We start from the raw sequence: 21,898 nt of genomic DNA, 5'->3' as shown, positions 1-21,898 counted from the left end.
CAGTCTGGTCGGTTGGGTTGCCTCAATTGTCCTGGCAAGACGTCAACCGGGAAACGACGGTGGGGAGTATTTCAGCAGCCTGCTAGCGCAGCCATATGTTTATATTTAATGCTATCCATACCAATCAGAGGCCTACAAGCAAGAATGCTGGATTCCGGAGAAGGAGACGCCGAAATATATGATTTTGAATCCGGAAAAATGATCGCGAACAAAAATCAACTTCCAGTTGATGGAATTACGGACAAACGTCGTAGAGAAGGTTTTATTCAAGTCGTTCCGTCAGGGATCCCTGAGGAGCCAGAAATTGTTGGTCTTTGGGTAACTGTTGATAAAACATCGGATACTGGATACGCGATTCCTTATGTATCTGACGAGCTGATGAAACATCTCCAATTCCAGCGCGAATGGATTTTTCGCTACGCAGCACATCCAAACATGCAGTCAATAGATGACGCACAGGGATACAGGACATCGCCGCAAGAGTGGGCGGATCGTCAAGATAAATTTTACTGTCTGTTTCGTGATCCCACTGCAGCAAGGCTTCCAGATCGCTCACTGCCAGTATCGAGATCTAAAATGCTTCACTTATGGGGAAAGCTTTGCAGGGAAGCCGAGAAGCGTAAAAATTCACAAGCTGTCAATGGAAAAAATCGTTTGAAGCTTGTTAAAGAAGGAACGGAAAATAGCAGATATCCCATAGCAAAACACGACCTCCACTCTCTGAGGGTTTCGGGGCTTACTGATTTACTCGACAGAGGGGTGCCGCTCGGGATCGTTTCTGAATATGTGGCGGGCCATAAGACATATATGATGACACTGTGGTATGACAAGCCAACGCCAGGCGCCGTTCGTCAGGCGCTAATGCAAGCATCACAAAATATAGGCGATGAGAGTAGCGCGCTTCCTCGGTTCACAGAAGATGAACTTGGGGAAATGACTTCTTTCTTAATATCAAACCCTATTTACGAGGGCGGTTATACCGGATTCGATGCTCTCAACGACAACGCAGGACTCGTACAAGTAAGGGAAGATGGGATATGTCCGGGTAGTAGATGCGAGGAGGGCGGTCTCGATGAACGTAAGCGAATTGTTCCAGTCCCGATCGGTGACAGAGGGCCATCCTGTCCTCAATGTCGTTTCTACCTCACTGGCCCTGCATTTTTACTAGGTCAAACCATACGAGGGAATGACCTAATTCTAAAAATAAGAAATAAGGTAAGTTCGATTGCTAAAAGCCGCCAACAGATCATGGCAGCTGAAGATGACGGTCAACCTCGTAGGGCTGACATCTTGCGAGACAGAAATGACAAAGAGGAAAGACAACTTAACAATATGCTCACCGAATGGTGGCATCGAATGCGATTTTATGAAAGCTCGGTAAAAAAACTGGATGCCTATCAGAGCATTAAAAATCAAAAAAATATCTATCAATCAAGCGATTTTGACCCCATAACACTCTTTAAACAAAGGCCTCACAATCCAACGCAGTTTGGATTTGCAGAGGCTAGCGATCTCGAAATCACCCATTTCATGTCAACCTGCACAGAATTGCTCCCCTCATTTGAAGATGATGCACTGAAAGCACATCTCGACATTGAACTTGCAGTGGGAAAATTTCTAGCTCTGAGTGGTGAATCTGATTTCAGTGCACTATTCTTCAGGCTTGATGAAAAACAGCGATTGTCGACAGCAAATCTCTTGATAGATCTTATGCTCCACCTATCCAATTCGCCGCTCAAAACAAAAGAAATTCTGGAGGGAAAGTCCAGTATTAGATGTGTCCCTTCGCTGGGTGCTGGAATTAAAAATCTATTTAACGCGGTAAAGCAGATCACTCCGGAAATAAGGGCTATAAAAAAATGACTCAAGAGAGAAACGAAATCCGATTATCTTCAGCCGTTATTTTTGAAGAACTCATGATTTCCCGGAATAGTTTACGTCGCGGAAATGCTCAACGGGTAAAAAATGCATGTGATGAAATTGAGAAAGAAAGATCAGTCATCTCGGCTGCGGAAGTAGCACGACGGTGCGGGAATTTGGGCCCTGCTTATTCATCAATTTCCAACAAGGGCTCTCAGCTTGGAGTTTACGTTCGCTCACGAATTGACGAGCAAACCTTAAACAAGATCGACCGCAACATTCCCAGTGACACTATCGTCGACCGAATAGCTGATCCACTTTTACAAACTCTTGTAAGAGATCGTGAAAGCAAATCCAAATGGCTTACTAAAGAAAACTATGGTCTGAGAACTTTGTTAAAGTCTCTTAGCCCGGGGATTGATATTGACGGCCTTTTAAGAAGTCCCTCCAAGCAACCCCAAGATAGAGACTTTAATCAGCCCCAGAATTTGAAAAAAATTCCATATTTTATTGAAGGATCAAACGCATTATTAAAGCTTGTGAAGCACTTAATTGAGGAGCGAAACTATCGACAAATTAATGGAAGGTTAACAATAAACGGAAAGATTATTTTGGATGCATCTGAATTTGAGCAGATTAGAGTTGCGACCGGACTAGATATCGAACAATGGAGAAGTAGGTTCTTGCAATGATTAATTCGGATTTTTTATCACACTAACTTGGTATTTTTCAGCAGCTTAAGTGATCGACGCCTGGATATCGAAGACTCCAGACAACCAATAGCAGTTAAGCCCGGTTGCCTCGACCAGTGGCGATGAGCGCGATCGGAAAGTGCGCCGCTAAAGAGACGTTGAGGCCAAACATGTTGACTGCCGCATCAACGCAGTCGTTGTTGAAGGGAAGCGGGTGCAAGGGGCGCGACTCAGACATCTTCCGACCAAAGCCGCACCAAATCCTGGCAAACACGATCAAGTACCTCAGCAGCCGCCTCACGTGAAGGCGTGCTGGCGTATGTAAGCGCCAGCAGGGTCAAGGGATGAACCTGCATCACAGAGGCAATCTGCTCCAACTTGCCGAGGGTCGGGCTTTTTAGACCCCGCTCCAAGCCGCTCAGGTATGTGCGGCTGGACACCAGGCCAAAATCTTCCTGTGTAAGCCCACGTATCTCTCGAACTGCCTTCATGGCCTGAGGCAGGTTGTTGGAAACGCGTGACTTGGAGGGCATGCCTCCGATTACCGTCAAACGCGCACTATAGGACTACAATCTATAGTGTTCATTGCTATTTGAGAGCTTGCGGTTCGACAAGGCGACGAACAGCCGAGATTGCTTCAGCGCAAAAAATGGTGAAGCTGTACCGTGGCTAGCAATCACTGGCATGGATAAGGATGGTCCATGCCGTGGACTAGATGAAGTGAGGGCGGCAATGCAGTTGGATGACGTGTATGCGATCAACGGTTCGGGGCCCTTCGCTGTCGACGTGGCCGATGTCCGGTTTCTTGCGCGCTTTCCGGGCAGTGACGAAGAGCTTTGGGCGGCGGACATCCAGACAGGCCGACCTGGGTCTGTGTGCCGACTATTCACATCCGTTCTATTCGTAGAGGGCTCTGGCGTCGCCAGCATCTATGGCATCGCCTCGCCGGACGGATACCCGCAGGGCCTGGCGAACGGTCCGGCCTTGGGTCAGCAGGCATTCATTGCGTTTCTACGTGGTGAGAGTGCGCGCAACGAACGCCTGTTCGGTCCCACGGTCCGCATCTTTAGCTCCCACGGATACTCCAGCGAACTGCTCGTTACGAGGGCCTACATCTCAGCCCGTGGATCAACGTTAGACGCTGGAATTGGCTACCACGACACGACAGCCCGCGAATACATTCTGCGAATAGTGGAGGCAGAACGTGAAGATACTGTCAGCATTCGGCGTCGGTCTTGAGTCCCGCTAGGGAGCAATCGAGCGAATGAACTTCAATGGAGTCCACGATGATATTGACACGCGATTTGGATGTAGTTCCCGCCCGATGTCTGAGTTGTACCTGGTTGGGGGCGCTAAGGCCACCTGTCGAGGAGTCCAACTGCCCCAACTGCAACGCTCTTGTGAGTCCTCTGCGCCAGAAAGGTCTGGACAACCTTCGCGGGTACTACCGACTCCTTGGCAAGTTAGGCTTCTCAATGCAATTCACGCGTGATCAACGCGTCGCTGAATGCGAACGTTTAGAGCGCTTCTTTGAGAGCATTGGAAGGCCGCTATGAGCCTCGCTCACCTGAAGCGAAGCGCCCGACTCCCTATGCATACTGCCATCCCCGTAGTGGTGCTAGATGCCTAGTTGGAACAGTTGCAGACACGCATGAATGCGGGAGAGATCGATTGCAACCCCATAAGATCCGCATATCCGGCTCTTTTTGAGCCACATGTTAGCATCGGGAACGTTTTATGTACTTCAAAAAATGGCTCTCGATCTTCAAGCGCTCACCCAGGCTCAGCGGGACCGGTTGGCTCTAATTGAACTGCGCGTCCGATTTTTAGGAGAGGTGCGCAGGCAGGATCTCTTTGGCCGCTTTGGCATCCAGGCGGCGGCAGCTTCGAGGGACTTGGCGACCTACAAAGACCTGGCACCAGGCAACCTCGACTACGACAGCAAGAACAAGGTCTACGTGCGCGCCAACTTGTTCCGGCCGCTCTTCGACTTCTCGCCGGCCCGTGTGCTGACCTGGTTAACGCGAGGCTACGGGGATCAGGAGCCCGTCAAGCAGCGCCCTCTGATTGCCTCCGAGCCGGCGATAGAGATCAACGACCCAAGCCTCGACGCTTTGTCGGTGATTACGCGCGCGATCCATCGCAGGTCAGCTGTCCACATCAGCTATCGGGCTGTGAGCAGCGGCATGACGTCGCGCGTCATCGTGCCTTTTGCTTTGGCCGACAGCGGTAGCCGTTGGCATGTCCGTGCGTATGATCGACGCTCCCAAGAGTTTCGTGACTTCGTTCTGGCCCGCATCGCTGATGCCCGCTTCGAAAGTGGGCTGATCGCCGACGAAGAGTTGCCTGAGCACGACATCCAGTGGAACCGGATCGTTGAGCTGGAGATGGTCCCACACCCCGCCAACATGAGCAATCCAGACACCATCGAAGCGGAGTACGGCATGACCGACGGGATGCTGGTCTCTCGTGTCCGCGCTGCGTTGGTGGGCTACATGCTGCGACGCTGGAACGTGGACTGCACGCCCGATCACAGTCTCCGTGGCGGGGAGAACCATCTCTGGCTGAAGAACCGGCAAGCGCTCTACGGCGTGACGAATCTCATTCTTGCGCCCGGCTACGCTGAATCCAACCAGCAACGATGATGGCCATGAAGCGTAAACACCCAGCGGCACGCCTGCGAGCGATGCGGCAACAAGGACAGAGGGCAGCACGATGCTGAAGCTCGAACAAATCCAGAAGAACGCCGCCATCTCGGGGCTTGAGCCCGGGCAGGTAGTGCGGATCGTCACGACCGAGCCGGTGGGTGACAACGCGTTGACCGTCTACTACAAGACCGCCGACGGAAAGCTGCTGGAGCGGATGCTGTTTCGTACAGACGAGGCCAACCTGTCGTTGGCCGAGGCCGGGCGTCCTTGGGCTTTTGACGCACCTGGTGAGGATTTCAAGCTTGCCACCGAAGCCTATCGGATCAGCTTGGCTCACTTGTTCGATCCGATGATGGCCGTTCACACGTCAAACGTGGAGCCGCTGCCGCACCAGATCACGGCGGTCTACGAATCGATGCTGCCTCGCCAGCCACTGCGCTACGTGCTGGCAGACGACCCCGGCGCCGGCAAGACCATCATGGCTGGCCTGTTCATCCGCGAACTGCTGATGCGCGCTGATGCCAAGCGGGTGCTGATCGTGGCGCCGGGCAGCCTGGTCGAGCAGTGGCAGGACGAAATGTTCGAGAAGTTCGGTCTGACGTTCTCGCTGTTCTCGCGCGAGCAGGTCGAGCAGTCCCGCAGCGGCAACCCTTTCGACGACATCGACCTGATGGTTGCTCGGGTCGACCAACTCGCCCGTGCTGAGGACCTTCAAGAGAAACTGCGTCTATCGCACTGGGACTTGGTGGTCGTCGATGAAGCGCACAAGCTGTCGGCCAACTACTTCGGCAACAAAGTCAACAAGACGAAACGATTCCAGCTCGGTGAGCTGCTGGGCTCCATCACGCGGCACTTCCTGCTGATGACCGCCACACCTCACAACGGCAAGGAAGAGGACTTCCAGCTGTTCATGTCGCTGCTGGATGCCGACCGCTTCTACGGCAAGTTCCGTGACGGTGCACACAAGGTCGACGTCAACGATCTTATGCGACGCATGGTCAAGGAAGACATGCTGCGATTCGATGGTACGCGTCTCTTTCCTCCACGGCTCGCGTACACCGTCAACTACAAGCTGTCGGATCTTGAGGCAGCGCTGTACGAAGCCGTGACCGAGTACGTTCGAAACGAGTTTGACAACGCAGAACGGCTCGCTGACGGAGGGCGCAAGGGTACCGTCGGCTTCGCTTTGACCTCCCTGCAGCGCCGACTTGCTTCCAGCCCCGAGGCAATCTATCAGTCACTCAAGCGCCGCCGAAACAAACTCAAGCGACGCGTTGAGGAAGAAAAGCTGGGCCAGCGTGGGCGGTCACTTGCCGAGACACTCGTCGGCACCAGTGCAAACGGCGGTCCGGATGACATCTGGGAATCTGCAGACGCACTCTCGCCTGACGACTATGAGAACTTCGAGGAAGCTGTCGTCGATCAGGCCACGGCTGCGCAGACCATTCAGGAGCTTGAGGCCGAGATCATCATCCTTGAAGCCTTGGAGGAGCAGGCGCGCCAAGTCGTGCACTCTGGGCAGGATCGCAAGTGGGACGAACTCTCTCGCTTGCTGCAAGACACGCCCGAGATGCACGACGCTGCAGGTCGACAGCGCAAGCTGATCATCTTCACCGAGCATCGCGACACGCTGAACTACCTCGCCACCAAAATCCACGGTCTGATTGGGAGCGAGGAGGCCGTGGTCATGATTCACGGCGGGGTCAAGCGCGAAGATCGCCGGAAGGTTCAGGAGCTGTTCCGCAACGATCCTGCCTCGCGCGTGTTGCTGGCCACCGATGCGGCGGGCGAAGGCGTGAACTTGCAGAACGCCAACCTGATGGTCAATTACGACCTTCCTTGGAACCCGAACCGCCTGGAACAGCGCTTCGGACGTATTCACCGCATCGGCCAGACAGAGGTCTGCCACCTGTGGAATATGGTGGCAGCGGAGACCCGTGAAGGCGACGTGTTCCAGCGCCTGTTCGAGAAGTTGGAAGTGGAACGCGAAGCCCTCGGAGGCCGCGTTTTTGACATCCTGGGCGAGGTGTTCGAGGACCGCAGCCTCAAAGACCTGCTGATCGAAGCCATTCGCTACGGTGCCGATCCCGAGGTTCGTGCCCGCCTTCTGCAGAAAGTCGAAGGCGCCCTGGATACCCACCATCTCGAAGAGATTATTAAGCGCAACGCTCTGTGCGAAGAGGTGATGGACGAACGACGGCTGTTCGCTGTGAAGGAGGAGATGGAGAAGGCCGAGGCCCGCAAGCTCCAACCCTTCTTCATCCGATCCTTCTTCAATCAAGCCTTCGAGCAGATCGGTGGGGAGTTGCGCCCACGCGAGTCGGGCCGCTACGAGATTACGAACGTCCCGGCCAACATCCGTGAGCGCGACCGCCAGATCACTGGCCGCGACCGCCGCAACGCCGACCCTGTGCTGCGCCGCTATGAGCGCGTCTGCTTCGAGAAGCAGTTCGTGCGTTTGACCGACCGCGTCGGTGCGCCGATGGCGAGCCTGCTGCACCCTGGTCATCCATTGATGCAGTCAGTGACTGACCTGGTGCTCGAAGTCCATCGCAACAAGCTCAAGCAAGGCGCTGTATTGGTGGACCCCAGCGACATGGGACTGACACCGAAGGTGATGTTCATCATCGACCACTCGGTGAGGGAAGGTGGCGACCCAGTGCAGGTGGTTTCACGTCGCATGCAGTTCGTTGAGATCGACCCAAAAGGCAACGCGATCAATGCGGGGTGGGCGCCCCACCTCGACCTCGCACCTTTGGCCCCTGCTGATCTTGCCTTGGTCGAGGACGTGCTGACTGCCCCCTGGATTGCCAAGGATCTGGAACACGTGGCTCTGGCCCATGCATCCGCGCATCTTGTGCCCGAACACTTTGACGAGGTCCGGGCCCGCCGCGAGAAGACGGTGGACAAGACCTTGGCCGCCGTGCACGAGCGCCTGGTCAGGGAGATCAACTTCTGGTCTGACCGATACATCAAGCTGCAGGACGACATCGCAGCCGGTAAGGACGTGCGGCTGACGCTGGAGAACGTTCGCCGAACCATCGACGACCTCACAGCTCGCCGCGAGTCGCGCGAGAAAGACCTACTGGCGATGCGCCACGTCATCTCCGCTACGCCGGTGATCTTGGGTGGCGCCCTTGTCATTCCCGCCGGCTTGCTGTTGCAGCGCAAGGGGCAGCCCGGCTGGACAGCCGATGCTGCCGCCCGGGCCCGCGTGGAGCAGATCGCGATGCGCGCCGTGATGAACGCCGAGCGCGCTCTCGGGCACGAGGTCATCGACGTGTCGGCGGAGAAGTGTGGATGGGACGTCACCAGCCTGCCCAAAGCGCCGGACGGCCGACTCTTGCCATCGCGCCACATTGAGGTCAAGGGCCGTGCCAAAGGGCAAACCACGATCACCGTCACACGTAACGAGATCCTCTATGGGCTCAACCAAGCCGACAAATTCATCTTGGCTGTCGTTTTGGTGGATGGTGAGCAGCATGAAGGACCGTTCTACGTGCAAGAGCCGTTCACGCAAGAGCCCGATTGGGCCGTAACGAGTATCAACCTCGATCTTGAGCAACTGCTTGATCGTGCCTATCGCGCAGGATAGAAAGAAAAAGAATGACCGCTATAAAGAGTCCTAAGAAGCTAATCGAAGTTGCCTTGCCGTTAGACGCGATCAACGAGGAGGCAGCGTTAAGAAAGCGAAAGGCCCCAGGGGGGTATCCGACAACGCTTCATAAATGGTGGGCCCAGCGCCCGGTTGCGGCTGCGCGCGCGGTTCTTTTTGCCCAGTTGGTGAATGATCCTGGCGGCGAGCGAGGCTACTTTGCAGGAATGACCAAGGCGCAAGCAGCGGCTCGAAGAGAAGAGCTGTTTGAAATCATTCAAGAGTTGGTTAAGTGGGAGAGCACAAACAATCAGAGCGTTCTTGAGCGAGCACGGGCAGAAATCCGAAGGAGTTGGGAAGAAACCTGCCGCTTAAACAGGTCCCACCCTCAGGCGGCCGAGTTGTTTGATCCAACTCGCCTGCCCGTCTTTCACGATCCCTTTGCAGGAAGTGGTGCGATCCCGCTGGAGGCACAACGCTTGGGCATGGAAAGCTACGGCTCGGACCTAAACCCTGTGCCAGTGACGATCAATAAGGCGATGATCGAATTGCCGCCACGCTTCGCTGGATACGAACCAGTTGGACCGGCGTTGGTAGGTCAAAGGCAGAGGCGACTCGAGGATTCGTGGGCCGGTGTAACCGGAATGGCCGAAGACGTACGACGTTATGGAGCGTGGATGCTCGATGAGGCCCGCCGGCGCGTGGGCCATCTGTATCCGTCCATCACCGTCACTTCCGCCATGGTCGCAGAACGGCCGGATCTAGGTGCACTCTTAGGGAAAGATCTTCCCGTTGTCGCTTGGTTGTGGGCAAGAACAGTAAGAAGCCCCAGCCCCGCCTTCTCTCACGCAGATGTCCCACTTGTATCGACCTTCGTGCTTTCAAGCAAAGCAGGAAAGGAGAGCTACGTTGTGCCGATCATTAGGGGCGATACGTATAGATTTGACGTTCGTTTTGGAAAGCCGGATGGTCAAGCATCGCAAGGGACCAAGGAGGGCCGTGGCGGACACTTCCGGTGCATTTTGAGTGATGCCCCGATACCCGTCACATACATTCGAACCCAGGGCCAAGCGGGTACGTTGGGGCAACGCCTAATGGCAATCGTCGTTGAGGGTATGCGTGGTCGCATCTACTTGAGTCCAACACCAGAGCATGAGTCGGCAGCCCTCGCCGCCACTCCTGAATGGCGGCCGGATGTGGAAATTAATCACAACCCTCGCGATATCCGGACACAACTCTACGGATTGAGAAAGTACGGCGATCTTTTTACATCCCGTCAGCTGGTTGCTCTTGGGACACTTTCTGATCTCGTCGGCGCTGCCATTGTGAAGTGTCGAGAGGACGCTATAGCGTCGGGCAAAGACGATGGAGTCTCTCTAGAGGCTGGAGGCACGGGTGCCACTGCATATGCAGAGGCTATCGGTGTGTATTTGGCATGCGCGGTGAGCAGACTTGCCGACTATGGGTGCTCACTGGCTACATGGCGCCCCAAAGACAATGCCATGAGATCGGGGATGCCGAAGCAGGCCCTTCAGATGTCCTGGGATTTCGCTGAGGGGTCGCCATTTGCAAGTTCAAGTTCAGGATTCCTTGATTGCTGCCAAGTCGTTGCAAAAGTGGTTGAGACGGCCTTGTTGTCTTCTCCACCTGGACATGCATTTCAAGAAAGTGCGACGTCCTCTGCGTTTCCCCTACCGCTGAGCAACGCGGTCATCAGCACCGATCCGCCGTACTACAACAACATTAGCTACGCCGACCTGTCTGACTTTCTGTACGTCTGGTTGCGTCGCTGCTTGCGATCAGTATTTCCGGGGCTGTTCGCTACTATGACGGTGCCCAAAGCTGAAGAGCTTGTTGCTACGCCATACCGGCATGGTAGTGCGGAAATGGCTGAAGCTTTCTTCATGGAAGGAATGACCTCTGCTTTTAGATCTCTCCTTCTTCGAACCCACCCAGCTTTCCCAACGACGATCTATTACGCCTTTAGGCAATCCGAAACGGAGGACGTTGCGGGAACCTCTAACACGGGTTGGGAAACGTTCTTGCAAGCTGTTGTTGATGCGGGGTTCACGGTCACCGGCACTTGGCCAATGAGAACTGAGGGGGACAACCGGCAAGTCGGAAACAACGCGAACGCGCTCAGCTCCAGCATCATTTTGGTCTGTCGAAGGCGGCTGGCCGATGCGCCCGTAGTTGGACGAAGAGATTTTATTCGTGAGCTGAATGCGACATTGCCAGAAGCGCTTGATGAGATGACTCGCGGCGGCGTGAGCTCACCTGTCAAGCCGGTCGACTTATCACAAGCGATCATTGGCCCTGGCATGGCGATCTTTAGCCAGTACGCAGGCGTACTCGAGGCAGACGGCACATCGATGCGGGTAAAGGCCGCGCTGCAACTGATCAACCGATTCTTTGCTGAAGACGACTTTGATCATGACACGCAGTTTTCTTTGCACTGGTTCGAGCAGCACGGCTGGGCTACTGGCAAGTTCGGCGAGGCCGATGTGCTCGCGCGTGCGAAAGGGACCAGCGTCGCGGGTCTGCAAGCCTCAGGCGTAGCCCAGTCCGGGAAGGGCGATTTGCGTCTGCTGCGCTTTGCGGAATTGCCTCGCGGATGGTCGCCAGAGTCAGACCGTCGACTGTCTATTTGGGAGGCTTTACACCACCTGATCCGCTCACTGAATCAGGAGGGAGAAGCGGCGGCTGGGGCTCTTTTGGCGCGGATGCCTAGTCATGCCGATTCCATCCGAGCATTGGCCTATCGCCTTTACACGCTGTGTGAACGCAAGAGTTGGACCGACGACGCTCGCGCGTACAACGAAATCGTGACTGCCTGGGCCAGCATTGAGCAAGCCGCCACAGAGGCTGGCGTCATCGGTGCGCAGTCGCAGTTGGACATCTAAAGGAGGAACGTTATGCCGGAAACTGCCTGGCCCTACCCCGGTTCGCGCTGGTGGAAGTTTGACTTCCACACACATACGCCGGCTTCCACAGACACGCCGTGGCATCGCAACGGGTTGACGTTGACGCCGCAGGACTGGTTACTGAAGTACATGGCGGCGGGTATCGACTGCGTCGCAGTGACTGACCACAACAGCGGCGCTTGGATCGATCCGCTGAAGGCAGCATATGCGGAGATGAAGGCCCTGGCTGATGGCGGGCAAGCGCCTGCTGGCTTTCGTGAACTGACATTGTTCCCTGGCGTCGAGATTTCGGTCAGTGGCGGATTCCATCTGCTGGCGATTTTCGATCCCACTCAGACAACGCGCACCATCACCGACCTGCTGGCGGCTGTTCGCTACCAAGGCACGGATGGAGACAGCGACGGCGTGACGAGAGAAGGCCCAGAGGATGTCTTCCAGGCCGTCTTGGCAGCGGGCGGTATTCCAATACCCGCACATGCTGACCGGCCCGACGACGGTGGCAAGGGCCTCTTGGCGCGACGCAACGACAGCAATGCAAGCCGTCTGGACGCGAACACGCTGCGGGGCATCTTCGACAGTGCGCAACTCCTCGCGGTCGAGTGGGAAGACATGACCCGGAACGCGCCGACTTGCGTGCAGGCGCAGGTTGACAAGCTGGCACGAGTCCTTGGCAGTGATTGCCACACCTTCCAGGGCCCCGGCGCCCCTGGCAGCCGCTACACCTGGGTCAAAATGGGAAGCCCCAGGCTCGAAGGCTTGCGACTGGCGCTGCTGGACGGCAATGGAATATCCATCCGCCGCAGTGACGAAGGCGCTTTCGATCCGTTTCGTGTGCCGGCTCACTTGGTCACGGCCATTGAAATTGAGCACGCACGCTTCATGGGCAACGGGGCACCGGCCCGGTTGGCATGCTCTCCTTTCTTCAATGCCGTTGTGGGTGGCCGCGGCACGGGAAAATCTACCGTGGTTCACGCGCTGCGTCTGGCCGCGCGTCGAGATCAGGAACTGGCCGCATTGCCGGCAGGCAGCGAACCGCGAACACAGTTTGAGGCGTTCCGAAAGGTGGCCAATGGCCGCGATGACAAGGGGGCGGTTCGCGCCAACACCGTGATTCGCGTCGAATGGCAGCACGAAGCGGATCGGCGGCGGCTGCTGTGGCGAGCCGACGGTCAAGGCACCGTGGTGGAGGAGTGGCGTGGTGGTCGCTGGGAGCCCTCTGCCAGCCAGAGCGTCAATGCAGCACGGTTCCCACTGCGCATCTTTTCTCAGGGGCAGATTGCGGCTTTGGCCGGAGGTGGGCGGCAGACCTTATTAGGCATCATCGACGAGGCAGCCCAGATCGAGCCGTTAAGACAGACGGTTGAGGAAGCCCGTCGCACCTACTTCACTCAGCGCGCGCGCTTGCGTGAGATGGACGGTAAGCTGGCTGGGTTGGCCGAAGTAGATCGGAAGTTGGAGGAGTCGGGACGGAAGTTGGCTGCTCTTTCACAGGCTGATCACGCTGCCGTTCTTCGCGCCTACGCCCAGGCCCAACATCAAGCTCGCGAAGTGAAGGGCGTTCTCGAGCAGTTGAACGCCGCAACCAAACGCATTGCCGACTTGCCAGAGCAACTGGTGTTGGATGACTGGTCGAGCCAACACTTCACCGAGCAGGATGCAGATCTGCTTTCCTGGCGTCAGGGGCTTGATGCGCAGCTTGAACAGGTTCGCATTGAGTTGCTGGAGCGCGCGCGCAAGCTGGCCGCGGTGGTCGAGTCCGCGCAGGCTGATGAACGGTATGTGCAGTGGCGGGAGCGTGCGCAGGCGGCTCAGCAAGCGCACTCAGCACTTCAACAGCAACTAGTAGCGCAAGGCGTCAGCGACCCGCAGGCCTTTGCCCGCTTGACTCAGGAGCGCCAGCAATTAGAAGCACAGCGCAAGACGCTGCAGCAGATGCAAGGCGACCGCCAGGCCCTGGTGACGCAGATCGATGCGCAACGCGCATTGTTCGATGAGAAGCGGCGTGCCGTGACGCAGGCCAGGGCAGCCTTTGTCCAGCAGGCTCTGGACCGGAACCCCTATGTTCGGATATCAGTCGTGCCTTTCGGCTTCGAAGCCAAGCAGCTCGAACGCGAGCTGCGAGAGCTGATCGACGTCACCGATGACCGGTTTGCCGACGACATCCTGAACGACGATGCATCGGGTGGGATGGCCTTCGATCTGGCGCAGGCCGACGACGCTGCGAAGGCTCAGGTGGTCGAAGCAGTCCGCCAGCGCTTGCTGACGACCGATGCCAACCTAGGCGGTCGCCTACGCAACTATCTGCAGCGGCAGCATGAAAAGCCGGAGTTTGCTGATCGCATTTCGACCTGGTCCCCCGAGGATGACTTGCGCATCGAGTATCAGCGCGATGGCCGGTGGACCGCCATCAGCCAAGGGTCACAAGGGCAGCGTTCGGCTGCGTTGTTGGCTTTCCTGCTGGCCTTCGGTGAAGAGCCCATCGTGCTGGATCAACCCGAGGACGACTTGGACAACCACCTGATCTACGAGCTGATCGTTCAACAGATCAGGGAAAACAAGCTGCGACGTCAACTGATCGTTGTGACGCACAACCCGAATGTGGTGGTGAACGGGGACGCCGAGCTGGTGCACGTAATGGAGTTCGGCCGAGGGCAATGTTTTGTGCAGCAAAGCGGTGCTTTGCAGGACAAGGCGGTGCGCGATGAGGTCTGTCGTGTGATGGAGGGAGGCCGCGATGCCTTCGAACGCCGCTGGAAGCGGCTTGGCCGGGAGGTTTGACATGTTTGCAACACGCAGTGAATTGCTGGAAAAAATCAGGCTCGGTGAGGACACGTTCCTCGAACTCAAGGAGGTGAAGTTCGCGGGAGGGAAGGTCAGAGGGCCGTCGCAGGAAGGATTGGCTGATGAACTGGCAGCGTTTGCCAACAGTTCGGGCGGCGTGCTGCTGCTCGGCGTGGAGGACACGAGCCGTGAGGTGCTGGGCATTCCGGTAGACAAGCTCGACGATGTGGAACAACTGGTCCGCCAGGCGTGTGAGCAGTCCATCAAGCCACCACTGGCGCCCATCATCGAACGCATGACATTGCCTGATGGCAGCGGTGTTGAGCAGCCAGTCCTCCGGCTGGCGATTGAGCGCAGCCTCTTTGTGCATCAAAGCCCTGGTGGTTACCTGCATCGAGTTGGCTCATCCAAGCGCCCGATCGCGCCGGATCAGCTGGCGAGGCTGTTCCAGCAGCGCAGCCAGTCCCGTTTGATTCGTTTTGATGAAACGCCAGTGCCTCGGGCCACGTTGGGCGACTTGAACGAAGCGCTGTGGAGGCGGTTTGCACCTCAGCGCAGTAGTGATGCGCCCGAGGTGCTGATGAGCAAGCTCGCGATGGCTGCCCGTGATGAACAAGGCGAGTGGCGCCCCACCGTCGCGGGCCTCCTGCTGGGTAGTTCGGTTGCCCAGCAGTTCCTGCCTGGCGCGTTCATCCAGGCTGTAGCCTATCAAGGCAAGGATGTCGTGCCCACCGGTGAGGGGGCGTATCAACGTGATGCTCAGGACATCGTGGGGCCTCTGGATCAGCAGATCCTCGAAGCCTGCGCGTTCGTGCGCAAGAACATGCAAATGGCTGCGCGCAAGCTTGCGCAAGGTGGGCGTGAGGATCTTCCTCAATTCGATATGTTGGCAGTCTTCGAGGCGGTCACCAATGCAGTGGCTCACCGGGACTACTCGATGGCAGGCGCGAAGGTGCGCTTGCGCTTGTTTGATGACCGGCTGGAGCTGTACTCACCTGGCATGTTGCCCAACACGATGACGCCCGAAAGCCTGCCCTTCAGGCAGGCGGCCCGCAACGAGGCACTGACCAGCCTGCTGGCGCGCTGCCCGATCGTCGACGACACACTGGCGGCTCACCGACAGCACATCATGGACAAGCGCGGCGAGGGTGTGTCCATTGTCCTGGAGACGAGTGAACGCCTTTCTGGCAAACGCCCGGAGTACCAACTTAGCGATGACAGCGAGCTGAAGTTGACGATCTTCGCCGCAGCTACGGAGCAAGAAGCATGAGTTTGAAACCTTGGCGCGAAGTCGCCGTTCCTCACGAGGACGTGCTCAAGGGCACGTTCCAGCAGGCCGAGTTTGCGGCCGATCTGTCGCGCGTGCACGCAGGTACAGCTACGGCCGAATATCAGAATCCAGCACTGTTCTTCCAGCGCACCTTCATCACGGAGGGCATGCGTCTGCTGCTTGATTCGGTGGTTCGGCGCCTTGCTGGTAGGGGCGGCGACCCCGTGATTCAGTTGCAGACCGCGTTCGGCGGCGGCAAGACCCATACGATGCTGGCGGTGTACCACCTTGCCAAAGGCGAGGTGCCTGCCAGCGATCTTCAGGGCTTGGGCGAGATCCTCGGTGCAGCACAAATCGTGGAGCTGCCGCGTGCGCGCGTTGCGGTATTGGATGGCATCAAGTCGTCGCCCAACCAGCCATTGCTGCGCGAGGGACAGGCGATCCGCACGCTTTGGGGTGACCTGGCTTGGCAGCTTGGCGGCGCTGAAGGTTACGCACTGGTAGCTGACGCCGATGCGTCCGGCACCTCTCCCGGCAAGGCTGTGCTGGAAACGCTTCTGGCGCGTTGCGCACCATGCGTGATCCTGGTCGACGAATTGGTGGCTTACGTGCGGCAGTTCGAGGAAGGCAAGGCCCTCAGCGGCGGTACCTTCGACTCCAACATGTCGTTCGTGCAGGCATTGACCGAGGCACTGAAGGCTGTGCCTACGGCGGTGCTGTTGGCATCGCTGCCCGAGTCGGACAAGGAAGCAGCCGGCCAGCGCGGCGTGAAGGCGCTTGAGGCTCTTGCTCACTACTTCGGCCGCGTGCAGGCACTTTGGAAGCCGGTGGCCACCGAGGAGGCTTTCGAGATCGTTCGGCGGCGTCTTTTCACGTCGATCAACGACAGGCTGGCGATGGAATCTGTGTGCCGCGCATTCGCTGATTTCTACACCAGCAACCGAGACGACTTTCCGCAGGAAACGCAGGAGAGTCGCTACTTTGATCGACTTGTACACGCCTACCCCATACACCCCGAGGTGTTTGACCGGCTCTATGAGGATTGGTCCACGCTCGACGGTTTCCAGCGCACTCGGGGCGTGCTGAAACTGATGGCCAAGGTGATCCACCGCTTGTGGAGGGATGGAAACAACGACCCATTGATCATGCCGGGCAGCCTCCCGCTGTACGACGCGGACGTGCGTAACGAGGTGATCTATCACTTGCCTCAGGGCTGGGATCCGGTCATCGAGAGAGACGTGGACGGCGAGCGCGCCGAAACGACCGAGATCGAGAACAAAGACACCCGCTTCGGTAGTGTGCAGGCATGCCGTCGCTCAGCGCGGGCGGTGTTTCTGGGCAGTGCACCCAGCACGACGAACCAGCTGGTTCGTGGACTGGAGCTGGACCGTGTCATGCTTGGCGTCGTTCAGCCAGGGCAGCAGATCGGGCTGTTCAAGGATGCGCTGCGCCGTCTTGGCGACCGGCTGCACTATCTAAATCATGCCAACAACCACTTCTGGCTTGATACGCGGCCGAACCTGCGTCGAGAGATGGAAGAGCGCAAGCGCCGCTTCCAGGACAAGGAAGACGTGTTCCCCACAGTCCGTGAGCGCGTGCAGCGCGGCTTTGCAAGCGGTGTGTTCGGTGGTGTCCATGTCTTTACCGACAGCGGCGACGTTCCCGATGACTGGGCTTTGCGCTTGGTGGTCCTTCCGCCCGACGCTGCTTTCAGCAAAAGTGGCCAAAGCCTTGCCATCGATCGTGCGACGGAGATCCTGAAGAGGCGCGGTGACCAGCCCCGTTTCAAGCAGAACCGATTGATCTTCCTAGCGGCCGACTATGACAGCGTCAGTCGGCTGAAAGATCATGTGCGCTCCTACTTGGCGTGGCGCAGCATCGTTGCCGATTACAAGGAGAACCGCATCGTTCTCGACAACCTGATGGCCAAGCAGGCAGCAGGCAGCCTTGAAACAGCCGAGGACACGGTGCGCCGCATGATCCGCGAGACATACAAATGGATCGTGGCGCCCATGCAGGAGGCGCGGCCCGGCAAAGGCTTGTCTGATCTGCGGTGGGAACACTTCCAGGTCAACCCGGGCGCGCAAAACTGGGCGCAGGAAGTCGAACGCGTGCTCAAGGAGAATGAACTGCTCATCAACGAGTGGGCACCGATTCACTTGTCCAAGGTTCTGAAGGATTGGTTCTGGAAGGACGACACCAAGGAAACCAGCGCACTCAACGTCTGGCAGCAGAGCTGCCAACAGCTGTACCTGCCGCGATTGAAAGATGACACGGTCTTTCAGCTGACGATGACAGCCGGGGCGGAAAGTCGCGACTTCTTCGGCTTCGCGCAGGGCAAAGACGATGGTCGCTATGTCGGGTTTAGCTACGGCAAGCGCACTTCGCTGATCATGGATTCGTCTCTGCTGCTGATCGAGCCGTTTGCGGCAGCCGCCTATATGGAGGCACTGCGCGCTGCAGAAGAGGCTTCGCGTGTGAAGGCGGCCGAGGCTGGCGGTGGCGCATCGCCGACCAGTGTTCCAGCGGACGGCGGCGTGCCTCGTGTTGAAGATTCAGCCAAAGGTGAATATCGTTCCGGGTCGTCGGCCGCCGGGCAGGCCGCAAAGAAGCAGTTTTACGCGAGCATTGAGCTCGACCCGTTCCTGGCAAAAAAACAGTTCGCAGATCTGGTTGATGAGGTCGTTCAGCAGTTCACGACTCGCCCCGGGGTGAAGGTGAAGATTGCCATCGAGATACAAGCCGAGGCATCCACTGGCTTCGATGAGGGGTTGCAGCGGGCTGTGAAGGAGAACTGCAACGTGCTGAAGTTCAAGAATGCCGAGTTTGAGTCAGGAGAGTGATGGCGAAGGACATCAATCCATCCAATGCCGAGCAGCCCGCTGCAAAGAAGAAGGTGCTCAACCTTGATCAGCTGTTCATGCCAGCCACAGCCGTATCGACATCCGTCGGTACGTTGTATCTGTACGGGCTGCGCACTTCGGACCTGAGCGCCTTAGCAGCGCTTCCCGATGAAGAGCCTGCTGACCGCATCCGGGCTTTCCTACCCCACATAGCGAGCCGGGTCGAGGCCAAAGGCTTCAAGGACGAACGGCCGCCGCTGGCAACTGCGGATGTTGATCAGCTCTCCAACCCAGACTGGGAGCAGATCTCAGCGGTCTACGCCGAGATGCTTCTTCGCGGTTCATCCGACGGGGATGATTCCTCAGGAAGGCCCGAGCGGGAAGCCTCTGAGCCAGCGGTAGCTTTCCTGGACCGACTACTCAAACATGAAGTCCAGGTGCAGTCCCTACAGCTGCGGAGGATGCGCGAGAAGATGCTGGAATCGACCAGCAGCATCTTCGATCAGGTTCGAAAAAGCTCCTCGGCCTTGGGCTCAACCTTGTCCGCATACGATCAGTTCACGAAGCGTGCACCGCCGGTCGAGATTCGTGCGCCGAACATGGATCACTTCCATGCGATGAACGAACAGTTCGCTCGTCAAGCTCGTGAGCGAGCTGAAGAGCTTGAGATGGTCAGGCTGACCGGGAAGATGACCGCTGAGTCAGCCAAAACGCTCAAGGATCTTGCGGAGGCGGCGACGTTCCTTCTTGAGCAGTTGAACGAGCGCGACAAAAAGGCCGATCAGTCGACTCGTAAACAAATCAGCATTGCGGTTTGGTCGGTGGGCGTGTCTGCGGTCTTGGCCTTGTTTGCACTCATTGTTTCGGGCTTGGCCTACTACCAGGACAAGGACAACAACCTTGCTGGCGACCAGTGGCAGTCAGAACTCATAGCCGCCGTTCGAGAAGGCAATAGCCAAAGTGCTGATGCCAAGAATGAGGCTCAGCGCTTGCGCGCGCAAATTGCGGAGCTTGAAGAAAAAATCGCAATGCTCAAATCGATCCAGGGCGGCAATTTGAAGGATGGTGTTGTGACGCCAGCTTTGCCGCGACGTGATGACGCGGGAGCGCCGCGACCATGACGAAATTCCTCGGCCGCGAGGTTTTTCCCGGTAGCTCAGTGTGTTGGTTCCATAGTTCCACTGGAGAGTGTTTACCTTATCTTTCAAGTCGTAGCTCATTGCATCAAGACGGGGCGAGCGTATACCGAAGAACGAAAATTTCCGAATCTAAGGTTTGCAACAGTTGAGTTAAGTCGATGCCCTAAGTTTAGATGTCGAAAAGATAATCGCTCCATTGAAGAATCCAGCTTCTTCACATAAGGAGCCATCGGAAATTATCCAGCCTTTAAATGAGCATTGGGCACTTGTATGGAAGTCCCATTTCTCCGTTGCGACACCAAGCCAGTGTAAAAACCCATCGACCAAGTTATCCTGTGCCTGCACCAACCGCCACCGCCAGATGATTCCCACGACTTCCTACTCGATTGTCCACCAGAAGTACTTGGCAGCGATGAATTGGATGACAGGTCTGGGGATAAATCTCCAGATTGGGCGCACGTCCAATTATGAAAAGGTCATGGGCTACTGGAAGGATGCATACCTCACAGCCTCGATCGACGAAGCGAACGCAGCGTTTCCAGACTTCGTGAGCTCCCTGTTTGAAATTGTAGAGTTCACACGAATCCATGAGGCTCTGCAGGATGTGCCAGCGCGTGAATTGACCTCCGTGATCGACAAGCTGAAAAAAGCAGTCAATGGCCCCGTCAATGTGGCAAATGAAACCCCGAAATCAACGGCCGCACGCAATTTCCTGTTTGAGGCTAGCGTAGCCGCCATGGCCCATCGACCGGCGCGCAACGTAGAGGCCATATTGAATGCGCGTAGCGACACCGGCATCAAGATCGAAGAGCGCAAAATTTGGGTTGAGTGCAAACGCGTGACCTCAGAACAGGCGTTGGAGGGCAACTTGCGCAAGGCCTGCTCCCAGCTTCAGGACACATTCAAGGCTGAGGTGGGGTCAGGTCATCGGGGGATCGTCGCGATGGACGTGTCAAAGATCCTTAATCCCCGGGGAGATCTCCTTGTGGCCAGGAACGACGATGAGCTCGAAAGCGCGGTAGCGCGTTTGCTGCAGGATTTCAGCGACAAGCACTCTGGCCTTTGGCAGCGCGTATACGCCGAGAAAAGCCGGAAGATCATCGGAACAATTTTTAGGCTGTCATGTCTGGCGACGTCTGAATCAAGGAGGATGGTGATTCAGTGCTCCCAATGGGCGGTAAGCCCAAGAGCAGACGCCTCAGCTGCGGACGTGCAGATTCAATACAGACTGGTGGAGGCCTTGTCGCAAGATCCCTGAAGCATGCACAGGCAATGCGCCAACGAAAAATGGGCCTGAAGCACCTTCTCGGGATCCACCGAGGGAAGACCCATATGAGGTTCTGGTGTGCCTGCTGGAGCACAGGCCTTGAAAGGCTGCAGCCCTGGCCGCAGCGGTGGGGAAAGGGGCGCCTTACTTTGGTGCTCACGGTGCCAGCGATGCTGGTCAAGCTGGCAGCGTCGGCGCTACGGCTTTCTATAGGGCAATACGATGTGGAGCATCGTATTGGACGCCACGCGCAGTTCCTACCTGTTGCGAGAATTTAATGAGTCCGCCCTGAACAATCTGCAAGCCCTTGATCTGACACGTAGTTCTGCTGATTGATGGGCGCAGGATTTGCAAGGTATGGTTTTGCCAGTACCTGTTTTCTTGCAAATCGCTCCGAGGAGTACGATGGGTCCGAAGCCTTCGCAGCCGCAGTCCGGCGAGCTGTTCCGTCCGAGGCTGGACGAGCAGCTCAACATGAAGCACCCACTGGTCAGGCTGGCCGCGCTGATCGACTGGGCCGAGATCGAGCGCACCTTCGCGGTGTCGTTCACCTCCGGTCGTGGCCGTCCAGCCTTGGCTCCGCGCCTGGTGGCTGGGCTGCTGTACCTGCAGCACACCTTCGATGCCTCCGACGAAGCCGTGGTCAACACCTGGGTGGAGAACCCGTACTGGCAGCTCTTCTGTGGCGAGACCTACCTGCAGACCGAGTTGCCCATCGACCCGTCCAGCTTGACGCGCTGGAGACAGCGCATTGGAGAAGAAGGCGTGGAGACGTTGCTGGCGGCCAGCATCGAGGCGGCCCGGCGTGGCGGCGTCATCCATAAGACCAGCACACAGCAGGTGATCGTGGATACCACCGTCATGCCCAAGGCCATCGCC

Annotated in this window: 12 protein-coding genes; 11 read left to right on the top strand and 1 reads right to left on the bottom strand. The window is 57.2% G+C overall.

Annotated features, from left to right (window positions below; genetic code table 11):
* A partial coding sequence (locus N4G42_RS24495) for a VPA1269 family protein (protein ID WP_260669029.1) occupies positions 1 to 1,863 on the top strand: 1,863 nt, incomplete at its 5' end.
* Positions 1,860 to 2,552: a hypothetical protein gene (locus N4G42_RS24490; protein ID WP_260669028.1), complete on the top strand. Its 693-nt coding sequence runs from the start codon at positions 1,860 to 1,862 to the stop codon at positions 2,550 to 2,552. The genes N4G42_RS24495 and N4G42_RS24490, both read left to right, overlap by 4 nt.
* 230 nt (positions 2,553 to 2,782) lie before the next feature.
* Here the strand turns inward: N4G42_RS24490 and N4G42_RS24485 are convergent, their stop codons facing one another.
* Complete coding sequence (locus N4G42_RS24485; RefSeq protein WP_260669027.1) at positions 2,783 to 3,085, bottom strand: helix-turn-helix domain-containing protein; 303 nt, start codon at positions 3,083 to 3,085, stop codon at positions 2,783 to 2,785.
* A 1,218-nt stretch (positions 3,086 to 4,303) separates the two neighbouring features.
* On the opposite strand from N4G42_RS24485, the gene N4G42_RS24480 reads away from it, so the two are divergent.
* From N4G42_RS24480 to N4G42_RS24440, 9 genes are all read left to right on the top strand, one after another.
* Positions 4,304 to 5,197, top strand: coding sequence for a WYL domain-containing protein (locus N4G42_RS24480; RefSeq protein WP_260669026.1), 894 nt, complete (start codon positions 4,304 to 4,306; stop codon positions 5,195 to 5,197).
* Between the two features lie 70 nt (positions 5,198 to 5,267).
* Positions 5,268 to 8,795 carry a helicase-related protein gene (locus tag N4G42_RS24475; protein WP_260669025.1) on the top strand — a complete coding sequence of 1,176 codons (3,528 nt, stop codon included), beginning with the start codon at positions 5,268 to 5,270 and terminating at the stop codon, positions 8,793 to 8,795.
* 11 nt (positions 8,796 to 8,806) lie between these two features.
* Positions 8,807 to 11,698 carry a DUF1156 domain-containing protein gene (locus tag N4G42_RS24470; protein ID WP_260669024.1) on the top strand — a complete coding sequence of 964 codons (2,892 nt, stop codon included), beginning with the start codon at positions 8,807 to 8,809 and terminating at the stop codon, positions 11,696 to 11,698.
* A gap of 12 nt (positions 11,699 to 11,710) precedes the next feature.
* Positions 11,711 to 14,497 carry a TrlF family AAA-like ATPase gene (locus N4G42_RS24465; RefSeq protein WP_260669023.1) on the top strand — a complete coding sequence of 929 codons (2,787 nt, stop codon included), beginning with the start codon at positions 11,711 to 11,713 and terminating at the stop codon, positions 14,495 to 14,497.
* A 1-nt stretch (position 14,498) separates the two neighbouring features.
* Positions 14,499 to 15,770: an ATP-binding protein gene (locus N4G42_RS24460; protein ID WP_260669022.1), complete on the top strand. Its 1,272-nt coding sequence runs from the start codon at positions 14,499 to 14,501 to the stop codon at positions 15,768 to 15,770.
* Positions 15,767 to 18,613 carry an ATP-binding protein gene (locus N4G42_RS24455; protein WP_260669021.1) on the top strand — a complete coding sequence of 949 codons (2,847 nt, stop codon included), beginning with the start codon at positions 15,767 to 15,769 and terminating at the stop codon, positions 18,611 to 18,613. Before N4G42_RS24460 ends, N4G42_RS24455 begins: the two co-directional genes overlap by 4 nt.
* On the top strand, positions 18,613 to 19,734 hold the full coding sequence (locus tag N4G42_RS24450; RefSeq protein WP_260669020.1) for a hypothetical protein: 1,122 nt from the start codon (positions 18,613 to 18,615) through the stop codon (positions 19,732 to 19,734). The genes N4G42_RS24455 and N4G42_RS24450 overlap by 1 nt, the downstream gene beginning before the upstream one ends.
* 214 nt (positions 19,735 to 19,948) lie before the next feature.
* Positions 19,949 to 21,010 carry a hypothetical protein gene (locus tag N4G42_RS24445; protein ID WP_260669019.1) on the top strand — a complete coding sequence of 354 codons (1,062 nt, stop codon included), beginning with the start codon at positions 19,949 to 19,951 and terminating at the stop codon, positions 21,008 to 21,010.
* 414 nt (positions 21,011 to 21,424) lie between these two features.
* Positions 21,425 to 21,898 (top strand): transposase (locus tag N4G42_RS24440; protein WP_260669018.1); only part of this gene is annotated, 474 nt, incomplete at its 3' end.

Origin of the sequence: Acidovorax sp. K2F (genome assembly GCF_025246485.1) — a bacterium.
In the GTDB taxonomy this organism is placed as follows: domain Bacteria; phylum Pseudomonadota; class Gammaproteobacteria; order Burkholderiales; family Burkholderiaceae_C; genus Acidovorax; species Acidovorax delafieldii.
The sequence above is the reverse complement of the archived record's forward strand: the minus strand, read 5'-3'. Positions and strand labels throughout refer to the sequence as shown.

Bases quoted from the DNA above. Each gene is read 5' to 3' on its own strand.
- N4G42_RS24475 (WP_260669025.1), top strand. From the start codon at position 5,268: ATGCTGAAGCTCGAACAAATCCAGAAGAACGCCGCCATCTCGGGGCTT.
- N4G42_RS24455 (WP_260669021.1), top strand. From the start codon at position 15,767: ATGAGTTTGAAACCTTGGCGCGAAGTCGCCGTTCCTCACGAGGACGTG.
- N4G42_RS24465 (WP_260669023.1), top strand. From the start codon at position 11,711: ATGCCGGAAACTGCCTGGCCCTACCCCGGTTCGCGCTGGTGGAAGTTT.
- N4G42_RS24460 (WP_260669022.1), top strand. From the start codon at position 14,499: ATGTTTGCAACACGCAGTGAATTGCTGGAAAAAATCAGGCTCGGTGAG.
- N4G42_RS24470 (WP_260669024.1), top strand. From the start codon at position 8,807: ATGACCGCTATAAAGAGTCCTAAGAAGCTAATCGAAGTTGCCTTGCCG.
- N4G42_RS24450 (WP_260669020.1), top strand. From the start codon at position 18,613: ATGGCGAAGGACATCAATCCATCCAATGCCGAGCAGCCCGCTGCAAAG.
- N4G42_RS24480 (WP_260669026.1), top strand. From the start codon at position 4,304: ATGGCTCTCGATCTTCAAGCGCTCACCCAGGCTCAGCGGGACCGGTTG.
- N4G42_RS24485 (WP_260669027.1), bottom strand. From the start codon at position 3,085: ATGCCCTCCAAGTCACGCGTTTCCAACAACCTGCCTCAGGCCATGAAG.
- N4G42_RS24490 (WP_260669028.1), top strand. From the start codon at position 1,860: ATGACTCAAGAGAGAAACGAAATCCGATTATCTTCAGCCGTTATTTTT.